This window comes from Nocardia sp. NPDC060255 (assembly GCF_042727395.1).
In the GTDB taxonomy this organism is placed as follows: Bacteria; Actinomycetota; Actinomycetes; order Mycobacteriales; family Mycobacteriaceae; genus Nocardia.
In genome coordinates, this window is the sequence record NZ_JBHXAU010000001.1 from 122,848 (window position 1) to 143,765 (window position 20,918).

Genomic DNA, 20,918 nt, shown 5'->3' on the forward strand with positions numbered 1-20,918 from the left:
CACGAAAAGGCCCCGGGCTTACCGCCGGGGCCTTTTTCGTTGACTCGACCCGGCCTGGTCAAGCGGTAACCGCGGCAGGCTCGGCGTTGATCGGACGACCGCCGTCCGCGAGCCCACGGGTGACGAGCTTGGCGATGCGGGCCACCAGTGTGCGCGGGCGGCGCGGCAGCAGATGCGCGCTGGCGAAGTTCTGTACGCCCGGTACGACGTACCCCTTGTTGCGTTCCAGCGCGCGTAGCGCGGACCGGACAACCTGTGTGGCACTCCCCATTTGGCCGAGGGCGGCATCGCGAGTGCCGACGGTGTCGAAGAACGCTGTCTCCGTCGGGCCGGGGCAGACGGCGAGGACTTTGATACCGCGACCACGGTATTCGCTCCACAGCGACAGGCTGAAGTTGAGCACGAACGCCTTCCCGGAGGAGTACGTCGCGAAATAGGGCGACGGCTGGAAAGCCGCGATAGAAGCGACATTCACGATCTCACCGCTACCGCGCTGCAACATGCCCGGGATCAGCCGACGGGTAAGTCCCGCCAGCGCAACGACATTGACCATCAGCTGATCCTGCTCGCGATCAGCGCCGAGGTCTTCGAAGCGGCCTGCGCTGCCGAATCCCGCGTTGTTGATCAGGATGTCGATCGAGAGTTCCCGTGCCGCAACCTCATCCACCACTCGTGCGGCGGCGTCTGGCGCGGTGAGGTCTTGGCCGATCACGTCTACCCGAACGCCGTGTCGCTGATGCAGTTGCGCGGCAAGGGATTCCAGTCGCGGCAGCGTGCGAGCGACCAGGACGAGGTCGTCGCCGCGGGCCGCCAATTCGGCGGCGAACTCCGCACCGATGCCGGACGAGGCGCCGGTGATGAGAGCGGTCTTTCCAGTGCGGGTCATTTCCAGCTCCTTCGATCTGATGCAACACCAGAGTAGCAATCTTTCTATGAACTGCAACAGTAATGTTGCATGTCAATGGTAAGCCGCAGCTCACATGTAGTGTGTTGAGGAGATCTCACGGAACGGAGCCCCCATGTCGCCCACATCCGCACGCCCCTTGCGTGCCGATGCCGAGCGCACCGTCCGCGCCATCCTGGACGCCGCGGAACGAGTGCTGAGCGAGCACCCCAACGCGACCCTCGAGCAGATCGCCGAGGCCGCCGGGGTCGCCCGCACCACCGTGCACCGGCGCTTCGCCAATCGGGACGACCTCGTGCGCACCATGGCGGTCGCCGCCTGGCGGCAGATCGCGGCCGCGGTCGACGCCGCCCGGCCCCAGACGGCCCCGCCGCTGGTCGCACTGCATCAGGCCACCGCCAACGTCATCGAGATCAAGTACGGAGCCTCGTACGCGCTCGACCGGGTCGACAGCACCGACCCCGAGGTCGTCGAACTACAGGCCGACGTCTTCGCGAAATGCGACGCGGTGCTCGAGCGTGCGCGCGCCGACGGGTTCATCGCGGCCGGCGCCGACCTGACCTGGGTCCGGCGGGTCTATCTCGCGCTGATCACCGAAACCGTGCACGGCAGCACCGAATTGGACGGCACCACCGACCCGGATACCCTCGCGGGTCGCGTCATCGACACGCTGCTCGCGGGCGTCGGCACCGGCCGACGCCAGTAGTCGGCAACTACCGGCCAGCGTTATCCCTTGTGGCGCAACGACATCAGTAGCAGGTGAGCGGCTGGAGCGCGTCGGCGGCGCGCGGCGTCAGCGCCTCGTAGGCCGCGGCGATCGCCTTGACCGCCAACCGGAGGTCGGGTTCCTGATGGGTGAAGGGCAGTCGGATGAACCGCTCGAACGCACCCTGGACACCGAATCTCGGTCCGGCGGCGAGCAATACGCCGTGGTTGGGCGCGGTGGCGGCCAGCGCAGTGGAGACGGGCGCGGGCAGCTGCGCCCACACCGACATGCCGCCCGCGCCGTAGCCGAGGCGCCAATCCGGCAGTTCCTCGGCGACCGCCTCGAACAGCGCGGCACGTTGGGCGCGCAGCTGATCGCGGCGGCGGTCGAGGATGGCGCCCGCGTTGGCCAGCAGGTGCACCGTGGCCAGCTGGTCCATCACCGGCGTGCCGAGGTCGACCGTGGAGCGGATGCCGAGCAGCTTCGTGATCAGGGGTTGGTTGGTGCGGATCCAGCCGACCCGCAGGCCGCCCCAGAACGACTTCGAGGCCGAGCCGATGGTGACGATCTCGTTGCCCTTGGCGAACGCGGCCACCGGCGGCTGCTGCTCGCCGGACAGGTGCAGATCGCCCATCGACTCGTCGATCACCACGGTCATCCTGGTTTCCCTGGCGATGGCGGCCAGTTCCGCGCGGCCGTCGGCGTCGAGCAGCAGGCCGGTCGGGTTGTTGAAGTCGGGCACCAGATAGGCCAGGGTCGCCGCGGTTTGCCTTGCGGCACTGCGAATTCCGTCGAGGTCCCAGGCTTTGTCCGGCGATTCGGGCCGCAGCGGCACCGGCACCGGCCTGGCACCGACATCGCGGATCGCCTCGATCGCGTTCGGGTAGGTCGGGTGGTCGATGAGCACCCGGGCCGCGGGCGCGGTGAGCACATTCAGCAGCAGCCGCAGGCCGTGCTGGGCGCCGAGGGTGACCAGGATCTGGTCCGGTTCGGTGGGCAGGCCGCGCTCGGTGTAGCGGCGCGCGACCGCCTCGCGCAGCGTGAGCACGCCGACCGGATCCATGCCGTGGGTGCCGAGATAGGTCGGCAGGCCTTCCAGCGCAACCGAATACGCCTCCTGCATCTCCAGCGGCGCGGCCATCGCGGCATAGGTCATGTCGATGGTCGGCAGTTCCGAGGACGCCATCATCGCCAGGATGCTCCTGGCCGGCTTGCTGCCGTCGTGCTGCACGTCGCGCGGCAGGGCGACGGTGCTGCGCGAGCCCTGGCGGCTGATCAGGTAACCGTTCTCGCGCAGCAGGGAATACGTGGAGGTGATCGTCGTGCGACTGACCGCGAGGGTGGCGGCGAGATCGCGTTCACTGGGCAACGCGACGCCGAGCGGGGCCCGGCCGTCATGGATCAGCAGCCGAATGCCCTCGGCGAGTGCGAGATACGCCGGGCGGGCGGAGCGCCGAGTCGACTCGATGTCGCCGTCCTCGACCACGTTCCGCCACCGGCCAAGGTCGCGGGCCAGGGTGCCCGCTCCGATAACTCTCGTCGCCATAAGGTCCAGTATTGAGGCAGTGGCTATTTAAAGCAAGGCCAGTCGAGGCGCAGGCTGGCACCATGACCACATTCGCCACCCTTCTCGTCGTCGCCGCCTTCGGCTACCTGATCTATCGCTACCTGCCGAAGGGCACCGGGCGGGCGTTCCGGCTGGACCGATACCACCCGCACTCACCGATGTCCGACTGGCCCTCCTCCTACTACGACGAGCAGCGCCGCTATTCGGATCTGGCCGCCATCTACGGGCGCAGTGATGTGCCGGAACAGATCTCGCCGCAGGTCGCGCCGGTCGACCGGACCGAGCCGCCGCGGCTGACCACCGTCGAGCCGGTCCGGCAACCAGCCGAAACGCCGGTCACCGAGTACGCCTGGCGGTCGCGCCGGACGGTCGCGCACCGCCACGACGAGGCGCGGCGACCCGCGAAGGGCGTCCGGCGGCTCGTCACGGATCCGAGCACGCTGCACGACAAGGCCAGTTGAGCAAAACTGGACTTGTTTCTCGAAACCTGTCGGTCCCGCCGTGCACACTGAGACCATGAGTGACGCCAGTTGCCTGTCCGCCGAGGCAACACTCTTCGACACCGCGATCGGCCTCTGCGCGATCGCGTGGAGCGGTGCGGCCGTGATCCGGTTCCAGCTCCCCGAGGCGAACCCGGCCGCGACTCGCGCGCGCATCACGCGCCGCCGCACCGGCCTGCCGGACGACGAGGTCCGCGAAGAGGAGCCGACGGGCGTGATCGCCGAGGCCATCACCGGCATCCGCGCCCACCTGGCCGGTGAACTCGACGACCTGCGCTGGATTCCCTTGGATACCAGCGCGATTCCGGAATTCCATCGCGCGGTATTCGAGGTCACCCGCGCGATCGATCCCGGCCACACCCTCACCTACGGCCAGGTCGCCGATCGCATCGGCGCGCCCGGCGCCGCCCAGGCCGTCGGACAAGCCTTGGGCCGCAATCCGATCCCGCTGATCATCCCGTGCCACCGGGTGCTCGCCGCCGACAATGCGCTCACCGGCTTCTCCGCGCCCGGTGGCGTCACCACCAAGCAGAACCTGCTGGAAATCGAACGGACACCGGGGTTCGGCGAGCCGACCCTGTTCTGAGTGAACGGTTTTCGCGCTCAGCGTGGTGCACGATCCGGCCTGACGCGACCGGCAGGTGGCAGACCAGAGGGAGCGCCCCGCTCCTGGACGGTTTCCGTACATAACGTTCACGGGCATACCGGACACGAGACCGGCATAGTGAGCAGCATCACAGACTTTCGCGGGGTCTGGTCTGTCGCTACCGCCGTCGATGAATCCATGCACCCGGCACCGTCTGAACAGGCAAGGCACCAACGCATCGTTGGCCGACACCCGCGTCGAAAGTGAGATTGTTGTGGAGACCGTGACCTCCGCCGACGGCACTGTGATCGCCTACGACCGGCACGACGGCCACGCCGGAACCGTCATCCTGATCGGTGGTGCCTTCGGCTACCGGAAGTTCCCGAAGATGGTCGAACTGGCCACCACGCTCAACGAGCAGTACGGCCTCACCGTGCTCAACTACGATCGGCGCGGCCGCGGCGACAGCACCGACGCCGCGGGCTACGACGTCGAGCGCGAGATCGATGACATCGCCGCCCTGGTCGAGGCGGTCGGCGGCTCGGCGATGCTGTTCGGCTGGTCGTCCGGTGCGGCCCTCGCGCTGCGCGCCGCCGGATCCGGCCGCATCCTCGGCATCACCAAGGTCGTCGCCTTCGAGCCGCCGTTCGTGGTCGACCAGGAAGGCTTCGTTCCGGCCACCGACCTGGAGACCACGCTGCACGAGCTGGTGGCCGCCGACCGCCGCGCCGACACCGTCCGTTTCTACATGACCAAGGCGATGGGCATCCCCCGACCGATGGTCTCCGTCATGCGTTTCACGCCGTTCTGGAAGAACCTCGTCGCCACCGCGAACTCGACCCCGCACGACTGGGCGGTGATGCGCGACTACATGCGCGGCGAACCATTACGCACCGACGACTGGACCACCGTCAAAGCCCAAACCCTGGTCATCGCGGGCGCAAAGAGCGACGCCCTGCTCCGCAAGGGCGCCAAGGCCATCGCCGCCGTCCTGCCCGATGCCGAACTCCAGGAAATCGCCAAGCTCAGCCACAACCCGAACGTCAGGCTGCTGGCCCCCGCCGCAGGCGAATTCCTCACCGGCACAGCGGAAGCCGCCACCTAGCCGGTACAACAGCCAGACAACGCTGTTCGGCCAGGGTGCGAATAGCCGCCCCAGCTATTAGGCGGTGGCGCCGAACCCTGCGCCCGCGCTGCCGCCGAGAATGCCGCCGACAACGCCACCAGCCACTGCCGCCGGGATACCGATTACCGCGGCACCGGCTACCGCGCCGACGCCGGCGCCGATCGCGGCACCCGCACCGGTGGTCGCGGCGGCGATGGGCCAGGCCGCGACGAAGGCGGCGCCTACTGCGGGGAGCGCGCCCGCACCGCCGGTCGGGACTCCCGCGGCGGCAGCTGCGATCGCGCCACCGGCGGCGGTTCCCGCGACGCCGACCGCGAAGCCGATGCCCGCACCGACGCCGGCGCCGAGGGCGGCACCACCGAGTCCGCCGGCCACCGCGGCCGGGATGCCCGCGATCGCGGCACCGGCAAGTGCGCCACCGACCGCGCCCGCCGCGGTCGCGGCCGCGATCTTGTCGGAGCGGGTGGGATTGATGCCGATGGAGCGGCCGCCGGTGGCGATGGCGGCCTCGACGTCCGCGGCGGTGGTGTTGACGCCGTCGAGGAGTTCGTTGGGCACCTCGTTCGGGGCCGGTGCGGTGAGGTCACCGATGCGCAGGGTGCGCGGCGGCGGGGCGATCGGGGCGACGGGTTCGACCGGCTCCGGCGCGTGCAGTTGCTGCGGCTGGATCGGCGGGGCCGGTTCCGGTGCAGGGACCGGGCGGGCGTAGTTGAGGCTTTGCGAGTCGGCGGGGTCGGCCGGGGCGGGCTTCGGGCCGGTGGCGCCCTGCTGGTTCGGGGTGGTGACGCCGGGCTGACTCGGGGTGGTGACGCCGGGCTGACTCGGCGCGGGCGTTGCCGGGGCGGTCGGGGCGCTCGGGGTGGTCACGCCGGGCTGTGTCGGGGTGCCGGGATCGGCGACCGCCACGCCCGAGCAGGCGACCGCGATGGCCAGCGGGAGAGCCCCGACGATCGGGCGCATGGTGCGCCGGGTCGCCGGATTGTTCAGTTCTCGATACCGACGAGCCACGTCGAAGCACCACCATCAGGTTGGGTCAGCCAGCACGTCCCCGCGTACTGCGCGCTCGCACCCTATCTGTAGCTGATCGGATGCTGTCAAGTCGAGTTGGCGACTTCACACCTCCCGTACACCCCGCCGACCAGCAGGCAAAAGTCCGAATTGCAGCAGATTCTTTCACCGATCGTTAGAGCGAGCACTATTAGCTGGAAATGCGCGAAAGGGTCGTGTCGCGCTCGAGTAACACCGCTATCCACTTCGGCCAGAACCGGATTCAACGCCGAGCAGCACTCTCGACGCGGGCGATGGGTTCAGGACGACGATTCGCCGCGCATCAGGGCACCGAGCGACTCGCGATCGGTGACGTCCATCTTGATGCAGGCGCGGTAGAGGTGGCCCTCGACGGTGCGCACCGAAACGGTGAGGCGGTCGGCGATCTGCCGGTTGGACAGTCCCGCCGCAACGAGATTGGCGATCTCGCGTTCACGCGCCGTCAACGGCAGCGGCTGAGCGGCCTGCCGCAGCGCGGGCGTGCTCGCCCCGCCGCAGGCGGCCGCCAGGCGATTGGCCGCGGCGGCGGATTCCAGCAGTCGGCGGCGATCTCCCGCGCGCTCGTGTGCGGAGGCCGCCTGCGCGGCCGAGTCCGCCGCGGAGAGCAGCGCGCCGATCCGCTCGAATTCGGCTGCGGCGGCATCGAGTCCGGGCCCGTCGTGCGCGGCGAGCGCGACCGCGTGCCCGGCCTGTGCCTGCACCAGTTGACCGTCCACCCGGGCCGCGAGGTCGGCGAGCCTGCCCGCCGCGGACTGATCACCGAAGCGGGCGGCGGCGTGCAGCGCCATCGCCTCGATCGCGTGCTGGTTCGAGCGGGCGGCCGCGTCGGCCGCACTCATCGCCAGGCGGATGGCCGGGGTGACCGTGCCCTCGGCGGCGGCGTGCCAGGCGCGCGCGATTTCCAGCTGTGGTTCGTAGACGGCGCTGTGTCTACCGCCACGCGCGGTCGCCTCCGCGATGGCCTCGGCCGCTTCGGTGGACCGGCCCAGCGCCGAATACGCCTCGGCCAAACGGATTCTCGCGGGAAACATCCAGGCCGCCGCCCCCTCGGCGGCGAGCGCGGCCAGCGCCTGCTCCAAGTTCTCGATACCGTCCGGGAAATGCCCCTGCGCCACATCCACGGTGCCCTGCAGAATCTTGGACATGCCCCACGCCAAATACTGACCGGGTGCCGAGTAGCCGAAATACGCTGCGGCACAACGCCGTGCGGCTTCGAGATCGCCGGTCAGGGTCAGCGCGAGTACCTCGGCGTGGGTCGACATGAAGCGGTTGAGCCCGTCGATCTCGCTTTCCACCTCGTGCCCGCGTTCGGCGTACTGCCGGGCGGCCTCACCCTTGCCCATCAGCGCCAGCGCGAGCCCGCCGCCGAAGGAGGCCCACCAGATCGCCCACGGCGGTGCGCCTTTCACCGACATCGCCTGCTCCGCCTCGGTGATCGCGGTGTCGATCCGGTTCTCGTTGACCGCGCACGCGGAGGCCAGGCCGTCGAGGATGGCCGCGATCTTCGGGTGGGTGACCTTGCCGCGGACCAGCTTCAGCACCTCGTCGGCCCGATCGGCATCGCCCATGGCCCACAACAGATTCGCCACCCGGGTGCTGCCCCAGCGGGCCAGCTGCACCTCGGTGAGCTGATCGGGATCGAAGCTGGCCAGCGTGCGCTCGGCCTCGATGCGGTGGCCCTGCCACAGCAGCGCACGGGCGAGCAGATCGGCGGATTCCACCCCGCCGCGGCGTTCCACCGCCGCCCTGGCGAAGCGTTCGCCCAGCGGCAGATTCGCCAGGCCGATGGCGTCCGCGGCGGCCGCCTCGAACAACTCCAGATCGGCGGATTTGTCACTGTCCAAGGCTAATTCGGCCAGCCGGATCCGGTCGGCGGCGGAATTGATCGGCCGTTCCTTCAGCGAGGAGTACAGCCGACCGCGCAACCGGCGGGCCGAGGCGATGCCGAGCCTGCGCCGGATCACCTCGCCGAACAGCGGATGGTTGTAGCGCACGATCAGCTGGTGCGAATTCTCGACAACCCGGATCACGCCGCGGGTTTCGGCGGACTCCACCGCGCCCTCGCCGGCCAGCTCGGACAGCACGTCGAGGTCGATCGGCTCGCAGAAGGTGAGCAGCTCCAGCACGTGCAGCACGTCCTCGGGCAGCTGCTCGACCCGATCCTCCAGCAGCGCAGCCAGTTCCGAGGTCACCGCCGCCCGCCCGCGCAGCTGCCACACGCCGTTCACCTGACGCAGCGAGCCCGCCTCCAGCGCGCCCTCGACCAAATGCCTTAGGAACAGCGCGTTTCCGCCGGACGATTCCCACATCAGGTTCGCGGTGAACCCTTCGAGCTGCCCGCCGAGCATCGACTCCACCAGGTCGACGCTCTGCCGCTGACTGAACGGATTCAGGTCGATGCGCAGCAGGTGGCCGTCTTTCCACAGCGAAGTGACCGCGTCGGGCACCTGCACCCCGCTGCGCACGGTGGCCACGATGTGCGCCGCCTTGTCGATGGCCAGCTGCAACAACAGCGTCGCGGACAACTGGTCGAGCAGATGCGCGTCATCGACGCCGATGATGGTGTGCCCGTCCGCAAGCAGCGCTTCCCGCGCCGCGGACATGAACGTCACCGGGTCATGGGCGGTATACACGCCGACCATATGCGCGAACACCCCGAGCGGGATGCTGCGCGCCGATTCGGTGCCCGCTACCCACCGAATATTGCCGCCTACCGCAGCGGTCGCCTGCCTTGCCAGCGTTGTCTTACCGACACCGGCATCGCCGGTGAGGACCGCGCCGACATGTTCCGTGCCGGTGAGAGCAGCGCGAATCGCATCGAACTCGGTCACCCGCTCGACCATCGGCCAATTCCGAGCCATAACTCTTACTGTAGATCTAACCGATCATGGAACGTACCTAACGAACGATGAACGGCCACAATCATTCAGCCAGTTATAACGTTCTGGTATCAGCCGAGCACGTCGTGCCGGACGATGGTCTGATCGCGACCCGGTCCGACGCCGATGCAGGAGATCCTGGCCCCGGAAAGCTCCTCCAACCGCAGCACATACGCCTGCGCGTTGGCGGGCAGTTCCTCGAAGGTGCGGGCCCCGGAGATGTCCTCCCACCAACCCGGCATCTCCTCGTAGATCGGCTTCGCGTGATGGAACCCGGTCTGCGTGGTCGGCATCTGCTCGACCCGCTCGCCGTCTACGTCGTAGGCGACGCAGATCGGCACCGTCTCCAGGCTGGACAGCACGTCGAGCTTGGTGAGGAAGTAGTCGGTGATGCCGTTGACGCGGGTCGCGTAGCGGGCGATGACCGCGTCGAACCAGCCGCAGCGCCGGGCCCGGCCGGTGGTGACGCCCACCTCGCCGCCGGTCTTGGCCAGGTAGGTGCCGAACTCGTCGAACAGCTCGGTCGGGAACGGACCGGAGCCGACCCGGGTGGTGTAGCACTTGAGGATGCCGAGCACCGCGGTGATCTTGTTCGGCCCGACGCCCGCGCCGACCGCCGCGCCACCCGAGGTCGGGTTGGACGACGTGACGTACGGGTAGGTGCCGTGGTCGACGTCCAGCAGGGTGCCCTGCGAACCCTCCAGCAGCACGGTCTCGCCGTTCTCCAACGCCACGTTCAGCTTCAGCCTGGTGTCGGCGATGCGGTGCTTGAAGCCCTCCGCCTGCGCGAGCACCTCGTCGACCACCTGCTGCGGGTCGAGCGCGCGGCGGTTGTAGATCTTCACCAGCACCTGGTTCTTGAACTCCAGCGCGGCTTCGACCTTCTGGGTGAGGATCTTCTCGTCCAGCACGTCGGCGACGCGCACGCCGACGCGGGCGACCTTGTCCTGGTAGCAGGGGCCGATGCCGCGACCGGTGGTGCCGATCTTGTTGTTGCCGAGGAAGCGCTCGGTGACCTTATCGATGGCCACGTGGTACGGCATGATCAAGTGCGCGTCGGCGGAGAGCAGCAGGCCCGAGGTGTCGACGCCGCGCTCCTCCAGTCCGGCCAGCTCGTCGAGCAGCACACCCGGGTCGATCACGACGCCGTTGCCGATGACGTTCGTCACGGCCGGAGTAAGGATGCCGGAGGGGATCAGGTGCAGCGCGAAATTGTCGCCGTTGGGCAGCACCACGGTGTGGCCCGCGTTGTTGCCACCCTGGTATCGGACCACCCATTGCACCCGGCCACCGAGTAGATCGGTCGCTTTGCCCTTACCCTCGTCGCCCCACTGGGCGCCGATCAGGACGATTGCCGGCATGGTTCTATCTCCTACGGTTCGACGTGCAACACCCTGAGCGATGGCGGCCGGCGGAACCGGCGGGGCGGGTAAACGCCCGTGTTGCAGCTACTGCCGTGTCGAGGCGGTGGCCGGGAGCACAGTCTAGTCGACGCGTCGGCGACGGCATCGGACCGCATCTCTGCGTAGGCTGATTAGCGGCGTTCGCAAGCCCTCCGTGGTTACGCTGCGCTGCCGCCTCCGGGCTTGACGCTCACGCCGCAGGGCTCGACAACCTGTGATCAAAGCCTGGCCGGGCTAAGGTTGCAGCCGTCGGGACCAGGCAGGGTTCGGCGGAACTGGCGAAGGGTCCGACGGGTGTGTCGGCTCGAACCGAGGAGGGTGTACGGCAGTTTGAGTACCCACGTTCTCCGTTGCGACGGCGCACCGGTACCTATCGCCCTCGCGGCGCTGCCGACCAGTTCGACGGCCGCCATCCCCGATACCACCGAGATCGACGAACTGCTTCCCGTGCTGGCCGCCGACAGCCTGCCTCGGCTCATCGTGCTCGGTGACGACGCGGCGCTGGCCACCGTGCTGACCCACCTGATGCGCACCGAGCGCTTGCACGTGGAGCTCGGCTATGTGCCGGTCGAGAAGACCTACGGCTCCCGCGCCTATCAGACGGGCACCGGAAACGCCGCCGCCAAGCGGGCCATCGACGGCCGGGCCACCAAGGTGCCGCTGATCCGCGACGACACCGGCACGGTGCTGGTCGGTCGAGCCAAGATCACCGGGGTCGGTGAGGAAAGACTCGAGGGGGAGGCCTACGTGGACGACGTGCAACTGTTCTCCGGCAAGATCACCGCGATGCTGGTGTCGCCGACGCTGCACCAGCCGGGCGTGCGGGCCACCGCGCAGCGCGGCATGCGCAAGCGCCGCTGGGTCGAGGGGCGCGCCGCCCAGCTCGGCACACCGGGCGCGGTGGTGACCCGCGACGGTATCCGCAGCGAGCGAACGGTGCCGCGGTCCAGTTTCTATCGGCATCACGAGCCCTGGTTGCTGGTCCGATGACCGCCCAGTTCCCCGCCGAACGGCGCTCGCGCGCGGTACGGCCCAGCCCGATCTTCCTGCTCGTTGTCCTCCTCACCATCGGCGGCGGCGCGCTGGCCTGGGACGCCGATCTGGACTCCACCCGCGCCAAGGTCGGCGTGTTCGTGCTCGTGGTGTTCGGCTGGATCATCACGCTGTGCCTGCACGAATTCGCGCACGCGTTCATGGCCTGGCGGGCCGGTGATCACGAGGTCGAATTGCGCGGGTACCTCACGCTGAATCCGTTGAAGTACAGCCATCCGCTGTTGTCGATCGTGCTGCCGATGGTGTTCATCGCGCTGGGCGGCATCGGCCTGCCCGGCGGCGCGGTATACGTGCACACCCACAACTTCTCGCCGCGCACGCAGCGCATCATCAGCGGCGCGGGCCCGGCGGTGAACGCGCTCTGCGCGGTGCTGCTGCTGGTGCTCGTGCGGGTATTCGGCAGTGCCAGTTCGCATCCCGCGCTGTGGTTCGGGTTGAGCTTCCTCGGCTTCCTGCAGATCACCGCGGCCCTGCTGAACCTGATCCCGCTGCCCGGGCTCGACGGCTACGGGATTCTCGAGCCATCGCTCAGCTACCAGACCCGGCGCGCGCTCGACCAGTTCAAGCCGTTCGGCATGCTGATCCTGTTCGCGCTGCTGTTCACCCCCGCTATCAATGGGATCTTCTTCGACGCGGTGTACGCATTGTTCGAAGTGTCTGGGGTGCCATCGAATTGGTCCCGCTTCGGCAGCTATCTGACGCGTTTCTGGACTTAGCACCGGGAGATGCCGCGACCGATTCGATCGAGTAGGGTGCGAACTCGATGATCGTTTCGGGGGGAATGGGGTATTCACGCATGCGAGATCGGTAGTAACCACGATCGTCGTGCAAGGTATCGGCACACCACGCGATAAGTGGCCGAACTGCCGTCTTCGGACCGGCGTCACCGTAGATGTCCGCGTCCGGCCGACCGCCACCGCGCGCGAACGCGCGCATCGCAGCGAAAACCGGCCGCTCCGTTGGGGTTTCCGCTGCCTATCAGCAGACGTTGGAGCTCGAGCTATGACCAGCACAGCAACAGCGACGGTGCTATCCGTCGTCATTCCAGCATTGAATGAAGAAAAGTCGATCGTGCGCGCGCTGGATCGTCTCGTCGTCCAGGACGCGATCGACGAAATCATCGTCGTCGACAACGGCAGCGAGGACGACACCCGGCAGATCGTGCGCGACTACGCGGTCGACCACCCGGAGGTCGCCCTCATCGAGGAACCGAAGCCCGGCATCCCCGCCGCGCGCAACGCCGGATTCGACCGGGCCCGAGGCGATTTCCTCGCGCGGACCGACGCGGACACGCTGGTCGGGCCGGACTGGGGCGAGGTGATCCGGCACACGCTGACCGAGCATCCGGACACCGCCGCCGTCACCGGGATCACCACCTATCACGACTCGCCGATCGGCTTCTTCCTGAAATTCGGCCTGTACCTGCAGGATCGGCGCGGCAAGCTGGGCGGGCAAGTCGGCAACATGCACGGCCCCAACATGGCCATCCGCCGGTCCGCCTGGCGGGCGGTGCGGGCGGAGACCACCACCCGGTCCGATGTCGCCGAGGATCTGGATCTGGCGCTGTGCCTGACCAAACGCGGGCTGCGGATCGACCAGCTGACGAACATGCGGGTGCAGACCTCCGCCCGGCGCCGCCGGACCGGTCCGCGCGATTGGTGGCGATTCCAATTGACGGGGTTGCGCACCATCACCGACCAGGGCTATCAGGTGCGGCCGTTCCACCGGGCCGTCATCGTCGGCGCCTGGCTGACGCACACCGTGCAGTGGCCGATCTACCGGCTGTGGGACTTCGACCGCCGACGCTTCACGCTGCGACCGGCACCGGCCCGGGTCTCCGCGGTCGGCGACTCGGCGAGTCCCACCTGAGCGGTGGTGCCCCAAAGCCTTGGGGATTCTGTCTGTGTCCCAAGACAACTAGGGTCGAACCAGTGATCTCATCGGGTGGGCCCATCCGATAATCAGCAGCTTTCGCGGACCTGGCCACAATCGCGGCCGGGTCCGCGCTCGAACACCTCACATCATCTAAGCCGCACGTCTGTTCAGGGCAGGTAACAGACCGTTCTGGCGGTATTTGGCATGCCCGACTGAGAAATTGGAGCAGCACCACCCATGAGCACCCCCGATTCGGTGACGGCTTTATCGATCGTCATCCCCGTGCTGAACGAGGCCGCGTGCATCACGCAAACCCTCGACCGTCTGGTGATTCAGGACTCGATCGACGAGATCATCGTGGTCGACAACGGCTCGGACGACGGCACCCGCGAAATCGTGACTGATTACGCGCTCAGCCACCCGAAAGTCGAACTCGTCGACGAACCGCAGCGCGGTGTCGCGCGCGCCCGCAATACCGGATTCGACAAGGCGCGTGGCGATTTCATCGGACGCACCGACGCCGACTGCCTGGTCGCGCCCGACTGGGGCGCCGTCATCCGGCAGCACCTCACCGAGCATCCCGACGTCGCCGCGGTCACCGGCATCACCACCTACTACGACTCGCCGGTCGGCTTCTTCCTGAAATTCGGCTACTACCTGCAGGATCGGCGCGGCAAGCTGGGCGGTCGGGTCGGCAACATGCACGGCCCGAACATGGCCATCCGCCGCACCGCCTGGCTGACGGTGCGCGAGGACACCGTGGTGCGGCCGGACGTGATCGACGACCTCGACCTGGCGCTGTGCCTCAGCAAGCGCGGCCTGCCGATCGACCAGCTCAAAAACATGCGGGTCGAGACGTCGGCGCGGCGGCGTCGGACCAGCCCGAGTCGCTGGTGGCAGTTCCAATTGGGTGGCCTGCGCACCATCACCAATCAGGGCTACCAGGTGCTGCCGTTCCACCGGGCGGTCATCGTCGGCGCCTGGCTGGCGCACACCGTGCAATGGCCGATCTACCGGCTGTGGGACTTCGACCGGCGACGCTTCACGCTGCGCCCGGGCCAGGCCAGGATGTTCCCGCTCAGCAAGGCCGAAGGCGACAGCTGACGAACGCGGAGCCGCCCGGTCGGACCCCGGCCCAGGCGGCTCCACTCCTCGCAGCGGGCGAACTGCCCCGACCCGCCGGCCACCACACCTATGGCCGATGGGGCAGTTCGCTTGTGTGCGAAGTGGTCGACCGCGACACCCCTCGTTCGATCGCGGTCACCTGTTCAAGTTATGGGGCGGGGACTGCCGGAACACGAGTAGCGGACTACCTCAAAGAGCAGCGCGGGGGTTCTTACCGCGGCGAATGACCACCCGCTGCTGGCACGAGTGTCCAGAATCCGCTGAGTAGTCGTCAGTCCTCGGGCGTCACGAACGGCTTGGGCACCGTCGGCGGGAGCAGCGCGATCGCGGAGATGCGTTTCACGCCGCACACCTGCATCAGATCGACCACGATCGAACGCACCTGGGCGAACACGACGTGGGCCGAAAGTCCGGCGCCCTCAACGAGTTCCGGACGCGCCTCCTTGGCGACGGTGCGCAGCACCCTGGCCGCCTCGGCCTGGTCGGGCTGCTCGCCCGGATCGGCGAGCATCATCCGGCGCACCACTTCGCTTGCCTGGCCGAGCCGTTCGACCTCGTCGATCAGGCGCGGGTCGAGTATCTCGTCGTCCTGGACCAGGGTGAGCGAGCGGCGCAGCAGCACCCTGGTATTGCGCACCGCGTTGTCGAGCGGATCGGCGGTGGCCTTGATGCGTTCGAGGCGGGCACGAGAATTCCAGTACAGCGGGGAGATTCGGCTGATCTCCTTGCCGCCCTCCAGCGTGGCGCGCAGCGTATCCAGCTGCGGTTGCGTCGCGCGGACCGCGGTGAGCGCCGAGCGCAGCTTGTCGGGATCCTGTTCGAGCAGGCCGTCGGCGCACTCGGTGAGCGACTTGCTCATCACCGCAAGGATTTCCGCCGCCTGCTCACGGGCGCGCCGCACCGGGTGCAGTGGAATCGACGCCACCACAACGACTCCCACCATGCCGCCGACCAGCGCGTCGATCATCCGGGAGAAGCCGCCGCCCGCCGAGGGCGGCAGCAGGGTGGCGACCAGCACGGCGGAACCGGCCGCCTGCATGGTGATGATCGAGCCGCCGTCTAGGAACACCGCGGCGGCCATGGCGACCGCGACCACCAGCGCGATCTGCCACACGCCGGTACCGGCCCTGGTGATGAACAGGTCACCGATGCCGATGCCGACCGCGACACCGACCACCAGCTCCACCGAACGCCGCAGCCGGGCGCCGAACGAGATGCCGATCGAGACCACGGCCGCGGTCGGTGCGAAAAATGGCTGTGGATGTCCGACGAGCTCACGCGCGATGAACCAGGCCAGCGCGGCACCGACCGCGCACTGCAGAATCGGCAACGCGGACAGCCGCAACCGCGCCCACGAGGAACGCAGCCGATCCATGCTGCTGGCCCGGGCGACTCCGACGCGCGGCTTGATATTGAGGTCGATCAACTACGTCTCAGTCGAGACCGAGCTCAGCCGCAGCACGCGGATCGCAATCTTCCAACAGATCGAGGCAGCGCGCGTACTCCTCGGTCTCGCCGATGATCTTGGCCGCACGAGCCAACGCGCCGACACTGCGGAGGAAACCTTGGTTGGGCTCGTGGCTCCACGGGACCGGGCCGAAACCCTTCCACCCGTTGCGGCGCAGCAGATCGAGGCCGCGGTGGTAACCGGTGCGGGCGAACGCGTATGCGGCGACGATGTCGTGGTTGATCGGTTCGTCCTGGGCTTCGCCCCTGGTCAACGCGGCCTCGGCCAGGTAGGCCCAGGCGATCGACGCGGCCGGATGGTCGGCCGCGACGCGGACCGGATCGGCCTTGTCGAGCAACGCTTCTTCCGCGTCGGAGATTTCGGGGAGGAGTACCGGTTGGGGGCCGAGCAGATCACCGAACGAGGTCATGCGGTTCATTGTGCACCGATGACCGGTTACCTCCGCATTCACTCCGGACAAACGGACAGACATTTAGCCGCGGCCATGCGCGCTGTGAAGTCGGACTTCGTTCGGGTGTGCCCGTTAAGCTGGCCGTCGAGTTCAACTGTTCCGCCTGAGCGAGGGGTAGTGCGTGTCCGACCCGAACGACGACAAGAACCCGGCGCGGGAGAGCGCCACCCCGGCAACCCCGGCCGCAGCTGACGCACGTCCCGACGCCACCACGGAACGCAACCCGGTCGCCGGGGCGGCCAAGCCCGCCGCTCCCACCCGGCCCATCCCCGCTCCGGACAGCTCGGCTCCGACGACCAAGGGTGCGGCGAACCCGGGCTCGACCGCACCGGCTGCCGAGAAGTCCGGCACTGCTCCCGGCAAGCCAGGTGCGACGGCCGGAAGTAGCGCGGGTACAACGGGCTCCGCTGCGGAAACCGCCAGTTCGGGAAGTACGGACTCCGCCGCGCCGAAGGCCCCGAACTCAGGCCGAGGCTCCGGCAGCTCCGCCGAAGCGGGCGTGCGTAAGCCAGCCGCTGCGAGTGGTGCCGCCGCCGTGCAGGGCAAGGACGCCGCCGCATCCGGTGCGACGCCCGGAAATACCGCAGCGGCAGCCTCTTCCGCGCAGGGAACCGCAGCGGCCGACGCGAAGTCCGGCCCGGCGGCTCCCTCGACACCGGCCGGTGCCGCAGGGCAACAACCCGGCGCGGTGGACCCCAGGTCCGTGCCCAAGATCAGTCCACCCGCACAGCCCGCGAATCCACCCGGCACCGCCGCCCCGCGACCCGGCTCAGCCGACGCGGCAAAGCAGGCAGCGCCAGGTGCCGCGGCAACGTCTACGGGCGGCGCATCCGCCGGTGCGGCCGGAGCCAGCGCCTCGAGCGGAGCTGCTGAAACAGCTTCGGCCAGCCCGAAAACCGGCGCGGCTCAACAGGATGGCCCCGCTTCGAGTGATCGCCCGGCGGCCGACGGCGCCGAGACCGAAGCGATCCAACGCGACGGCCGGAACAAGTCCGGCGCCGAGTCTTCCCGAACTGGTGCTACCGCCCCGGGCGCGAAAACCGCAGGAACGCAACAAAACAAGCCCGCTTCGGGCGACGTGGTTTCCGACATCGCCAAGGGCGGCGCCCTCGGTACTGCGGAAAGTGCCGCGATCAAGCGCGGCGATTCGCCCGCGCCCGGCTCCACTCCGGCTAGCACGGGAGCATCGGCACCGTCTGCGCCGACGGGCCAGCCGGGCTCGACACCCGCTGCCGCGCAACAAAACAGCCCCGTGCCCGGCAACGCCGCGACAGCGACACCCGATACCGCCGGGTCCGATAAGACAACCAGTGGGTCGGGCGCGCCGGCGGCCGCAGCTGCCCAAGGCGGAATCGCCAGCGGCACAGCCGCGTCCGAGGCGAAGACCGAAGCGATCAAGCGGGGCGCGAAGGCCAGCCCTTGGTTCGGTGGCACGAAAGCCGCTGCGGCCCAGGCCGGCACACCCGACAAGCCCGCTGCGGCGGTGCCACCTGCGGAAGCCGCCCCGAAGGACCAGGTGCCCGACGGGGACGCGCCGACCACGGTGATGCGGGTGCAGCGGCCCGGCCCGCCGGTCGAGGACGCCGCGCCCGAGGCGGATACCGTCAAGATGCAGTCGGGCCCCGGTCAACAGGCACCGCCCGGGTCCGAAGACGTGACCATGGCCATGCCGGTGATCAAGCCGGACGACGCGCAGACCGTAGCGCTGCCGATCCAGCGCCCCGCCGACGCGCCGAAGCCCGCCGGGACCGACCGGGTCACGCCGAGCGGCGGGCGCGTGCCGATCACCAAGCCCCCGGCCACGCCGCGCTCCGCCCCCGGCCCGAAACAGCCTGGTCCGCAAGGACCTTCGTCGCCGCCGAGCGGACCGGGACCGGTCGAGGACACTCGCCCCGCCCCGCCGCAGCCCGGCCTGCCGCGACCGGGTTCCGCGCCCTCCCCCGCGGACATCCAGCCGACGATGCCCGCACAGCAGCTCGGCGGACCGCGTCCGCCGCAACCGCGGCCGATCGCGCAACCGCAGCGGATCGCCCCACCCGCGCAGGCCCCGGTCGACGCGGTTGCACCAGCGTCCGCACCGGGCCGCTCCAAGCGCTGGCTGCTCGCGGTGGCGGGCGCGGCCGCGCTGGTGGTCGTGCTGGTCGGGGTGATCGTGGCGGTGTTCGCGAACTCGACGGACAATTCGCCGGAGACCAAGGTCCGCGCCGCGATCACCGACTACACGCAGGCGCTGAAGACCGGCGATCTGACCACCCTGCAGAGCACCACCTGCGGTCCACTGCACGACTTCTACAAGGGCATTCCGGCGGATCAGTTCGCCGGCGTGCACCAGCTGTCGATGGACCGGCGCACTATTCCGGTGGTGGACGAGGTCGATGCGGTCAAGATCACGGACAAGACCGCGGTCGCCCAGGCCACCGTCTACACCGAGGCCGATCCGAACAAGCGCTCGGCACGCACCTTCGATCTCCAGCAGACGGACAACGGCTGGAAGGTCTGCGACCCGCCGACCAGCACTCCGTAATCGACCGGAAACGTGAAATAGGCTGCCCGTCCGCCGGGCAGCCTTTTCACGTTTTATAGCCGATATACATCACCGCCGATCGCTATAGATCGCACGTCACGAGCCCGCAAGTGAAGACCTGGCGAATTCGATAGCAATTCCGCATCGATCGGCGGTAGCGCTGCTCACACTCAGCTGGTCAACGGTCCTGTTCATTAGTAGCGTGGCCGCATCATGGGCAGTGAACAGACGATGGCGCTCGAAACCGATGACGTGCAGCAGACGGCGACACTGGCCGGACAGCGGTTCCGGGTGCGGGACCACTACGAGGTCGGCCGGGAGAAGATCCGCGAGTTCGCGCGAGCGGTGCAGAACCACCACGGCGCGCATCACCAGGAAACCGACGCGCACAAGCTCGGCCACGACGCCGTCATCGCACCGCCCACCTTCGCCTCGGTCATCGGCTCGTCCGGCACCCGCTCGCTGCTCGAATCGGTGCTCACCGAATACGACCTGTCCCAGATCCTGCAGACCGATCAGGTCTTCCAGGCCTACCGGCCCATCCTGGCCGGCGACCGGCTCACCAGCGAGATCCTGATCGAGTCGATCCGGCAGTTCGGCGACAACGATTTCGTGGTGGTCCGCTCCGCCCTGGTCAACCAGCACGGCGAGCTCGCGCTGATCGGCTCCACCACGATCGTGGCGCGCCGCGGCGTCGAGGTGGACCCGAGCCTCGCCGAGGTGGTCGACAACATCATGATGCACGGCCAGGTGGTCGAATTCCCCACGGCCGAAGACGGATTGGACGACACCTCGGCGCTGATCCCGCTCGGCCTCGGCGAGCTGCCCGCCCCGGCGGCCGAGCGCGCGATCCTGCCGGTGCAGACGCTGCCCGACTTCGACCAGCTCGCCGTCGGCGACCAGCTGCCCGCCGGATCCTTCCGGCTGGCCCGCGGCGACCTGGCCAATTACGCGGGAGTGTCCGGCGACGCCAACCCGATCCACTTCAGCGACCACGCCGCCCAGCTGGTCGGCCTGCCGACGGTGGTCGCGCACGGCATGCTGACCATGGGCCTGGCCGGTGGCTACCTGACCTCCTGGCTCGGCGATCCGACCGCCATCGAGAAGTTCAGCGTGCGGTTCTCCGGCTTCGTGCCGGTGACCGCGAACGCGGCGAGCACGGTCGACTTCGTCGGCCGGATCAAGTCGCTCGATCCGGATACCCGGACCGCGACCATCGTGCTCGGTGGCACCTCGGAGGGCCGAAAGTTGTTCGGGCGGGCCATCGCCGAGGTCCGACTATCCTGAGGACCCGTTCCGTCGCAGGTCAGCGTAGGTCTCCGGCACGGCTTCCGGCTCACAGCTGATCCACACCCCGCGGCGCGCTGTTTCGGCGCACGATGGAGTCGTGACCTACTCAGTAATGCGCCGCGTGGCACCGGCGATCGGCGCCGCATGTCTCGTGGTCGGCGTCGTCGCACTGGTGCCGTCGACCGCCTCCGCCGCAGCACCCACCACCGCAACCTTTATCGACAGCCCGAATGATTCGTTGCCGACGCCGGATCGCAACGGCAACGGCGACAGCGACCAGAAGAAGCGATCGACCAAGATCTACACCGACTGCGATCAGGTGCGCGCCGAAGGCGTCGGAACGCTCTACCGCGGCGAGCCCGGTTACAACTCCTTCCTCGACCAGGACGGCGACGGCATCGCCTGCGACTGACG

Annotated in this window: 18 protein-coding genes; 11 read left to right on the top strand and 7 right to left on the bottom strand. The window is 68.6% G+C overall.

The window, feature by feature from the left end:
- Nucleotides 1-58 precede the first annotated feature (58 nt).
- Entirely contained in the window at nt 59-886 is an 828-nt protein-coding gene (locus tag ACFWF1_RS00600) for an SDR family NAD(P)-dependent oxidoreductase (protein ID WP_379284220.1), read from the bottom strand.
- Between the two features lie 133 nt (nt 887-1,019).
- Here ACFWF1_RS00600 and ACFWF1_RS00605 point away from each other — a divergent pair, with 133 nt between their 5' ends.
- Entirely contained in the window at nt 1,020-1,610 is a 591-nt protein-coding gene (locus ACFWF1_RS00605; RefSeq protein ID WP_379284219.1) for a TetR/AcrR family transcriptional regulator, read from the top strand.
- Between the two features lie 43 nt (nt 1,611-1,653).
- Here the strand turns inward: ACFWF1_RS00605 and ACFWF1_RS00610 are convergent, their stop codons facing one another.
- On the bottom strand, nt 1,654-3,156 hold the full coding sequence (locus ACFWF1_RS00610; protein WP_379284218.1) for a PLP-dependent aminotransferase family protein: 1,503 nt from the start codon (nt 3,154-3,156) through the stop codon (nt 1,654-1,656).
- Between the two features lie 62 nt (nt 3,157-3,218).
- Between ACFWF1_RS00610 and ACFWF1_RS00615 the strand changes: the two genes are divergently transcribed.
- The 3 genes from ACFWF1_RS00615 to ACFWF1_RS00625 all read left to right on the top strand — a co-directional run bounded on the left by ACFWF1_RS00615 (nt 3,219) and on the right by ACFWF1_RS00625 (nt 5,368).
- The gene (locus ACFWF1_RS00615) at nt 3,219-3,638 is read left to right on the top strand and encodes a hypothetical protein (RefSeq protein WP_379284217.1); all 420 of its coding nucleotides are present in this window, start codon (nt 3,219-3,221) and stop codon (nt 3,636-3,638) included.
- Between the two features lie 55 nt (nt 3,639-3,693).
- Complete coding sequence (locus tag ACFWF1_RS00620; protein ID WP_379284216.1) at nt 3,694-4,263, top strand: methylated-DNA--[protein]-cysteine S-methyltransferase; 570 nt, start codon at nt 3,694-3,696, stop codon at nt 4,261-4,263.
- Between the two features lie 274 nt (nt 4,264-4,537).
- Complete coding sequence (locus ACFWF1_RS00625; protein ID WP_379284214.1) at nt 4,538-5,368, top strand: alpha/beta fold hydrolase; 831 nt, start codon at nt 4,538-4,540, stop codon at nt 5,366-5,368.
- Between the two features lie 57 nt (nt 5,369-5,425).
- Here ACFWF1_RS00625 and ACFWF1_RS00630 read toward each other — a convergent pair whose 3' ends face one another.
- From ACFWF1_RS00630 to ACFWF1_RS00640, 3 genes are all read right to left on the bottom strand, one after another.
- Entirely contained in the window at nt 5,426-6,397 is a 972-nt protein-coding gene (locus ACFWF1_RS00630) for a hypothetical protein (protein ID WP_379284212.1), read from the bottom strand.
- Between the two features lie 299 nt (nt 6,398-6,696).
- Nucleotides 6,697-9,297, bottom strand: coding sequence for a LuxR C-terminal-related transcriptional regulator (locus ACFWF1_RS00635; RefSeq protein ID WP_379284210.1), 2,601 nt, complete (start codon nt 9,295-9,297; stop codon nt 6,697-6,699).
- 89 nt (nt 9,298-9,386) lie between these two features.
- Nucleotides 9,387-10,676, bottom strand: coding sequence for an adenylosuccinate synthase (locus ACFWF1_RS00640; protein ID WP_379284209.1), 1,290 nt, complete (start codon nt 10,674-10,676; stop codon nt 9,387-9,389).
- Between the two features lie 372 nt (nt 10,677-11,048).
- On the opposite strand from ACFWF1_RS00640, the gene ACFWF1_RS00645 reads away from it, so the two are divergent.
- From ACFWF1_RS00645 to ACFWF1_RS00660, 4 genes are all read left to right on the top strand, one after another.
- A complete protein-coding gene (locus tag ACFWF1_RS00645) occupies nt 11,049-11,708 on the top strand; it encodes a hypothetical protein (protein ID WP_379284208.1) in 660 nt (219 codons plus the stop codon).
- On the top strand, nt 11,705-12,487 hold the full coding sequence (locus ACFWF1_RS00650; RefSeq protein ID WP_379284207.1) for a site-2 protease family protein: 783 nt from the start codon (nt 11,705-11,707) through the stop codon (nt 12,485-12,487). The genes ACFWF1_RS00645 and ACFWF1_RS00650 overlap by 4 nt, the downstream gene beginning before the upstream one ends.
- A 286-nt stretch (nt 12,488-12,773) precedes the next feature.
- On the top strand, nt 12,774-13,640 hold the full coding sequence (locus ACFWF1_RS00655; RefSeq protein WP_379284206.1) for a glycosyltransferase: 867 nt from the start codon (nt 12,774-12,776) through the stop codon (nt 13,638-13,640).
- Between the two features lie 243 nt (nt 13,641-13,883).
- Nucleotides 13,884-14,750 (top strand): glycosyltransferase family 2 protein, encoded by an 867-nt coding sequence (locus tag ACFWF1_RS00660; protein ID WP_379284204.1) that lies wholly within the window; start codon nt 13,884-13,886, stop codon nt 14,748-14,750.
- 292 nt (nt 14,751-15,042) lie between these two features.
- On the opposite strand, the gene ACFWF1_RS00665 is transcribed toward ACFWF1_RS00660, so the two are convergent.
- Nucleotides 15,043-16,146 (bottom strand): aromatic acid exporter family protein, encoded by a 1,104-nt coding sequence (locus tag ACFWF1_RS00665; RefSeq protein WP_379284461.1) that lies wholly within the window; start codon nt 16,144-16,146, stop codon nt 15,043-15,045.
- A gap of 58 nt (nt 16,147-16,204) precedes the next feature.
- Nucleotides 16,205-16,657, bottom strand: coding sequence for a DUF3151 domain-containing protein (locus ACFWF1_RS00670; RefSeq protein WP_379284203.1), 453 nt, complete (start codon nt 16,655-16,657; stop codon nt 16,205-16,207).
- A 154-nt stretch (nt 16,658-16,811) separates the two neighbouring features.
- Between ACFWF1_RS00670 and ACFWF1_RS00675 the strand changes: the two genes are divergently transcribed.
- The 3 genes from ACFWF1_RS00675 to ACFWF1_RS00685 all read left to right on the top strand — a co-directional run bounded on the left by ACFWF1_RS00675 (nt 16,812) and on the right by ACFWF1_RS00685 (nt 20,916).
- Complete coding sequence (locus ACFWF1_RS00675) at nt 16,812-19,214, top strand: hypothetical protein (RefSeq protein ID WP_379284202.1); 2,403 nt, start codon at nt 16,812-16,814, stop codon at nt 19,212-19,214.
- Nucleotides 19,215-19,427: 213 nt separating this feature from the next.
- Entirely contained in the window at nt 19,428-20,501 is a 1,074-nt protein-coding gene (locus ACFWF1_RS00680) for a fused (3R)-hydroxyacyl-ACP dehydratase subunits HadA/HadB (RefSeq protein ID WP_379284200.1), read from the top strand.
- A gap of 100 nt (nt 20,502-20,601) precedes the next feature.
- Nucleotides 20,602-20,916 carry an excalibur calcium-binding domain-containing protein gene (locus tag ACFWF1_RS00685; RefSeq protein ID WP_379284199.1) on the top strand — a complete coding sequence of 105 codons (315 nt, stop codon included), beginning with the start codon at nt 20,602-20,604 and terminating at the stop codon, nt 20,914-20,916.
- Nucleotides 20,917-20,918 lie beyond the last annotated feature (2 nt).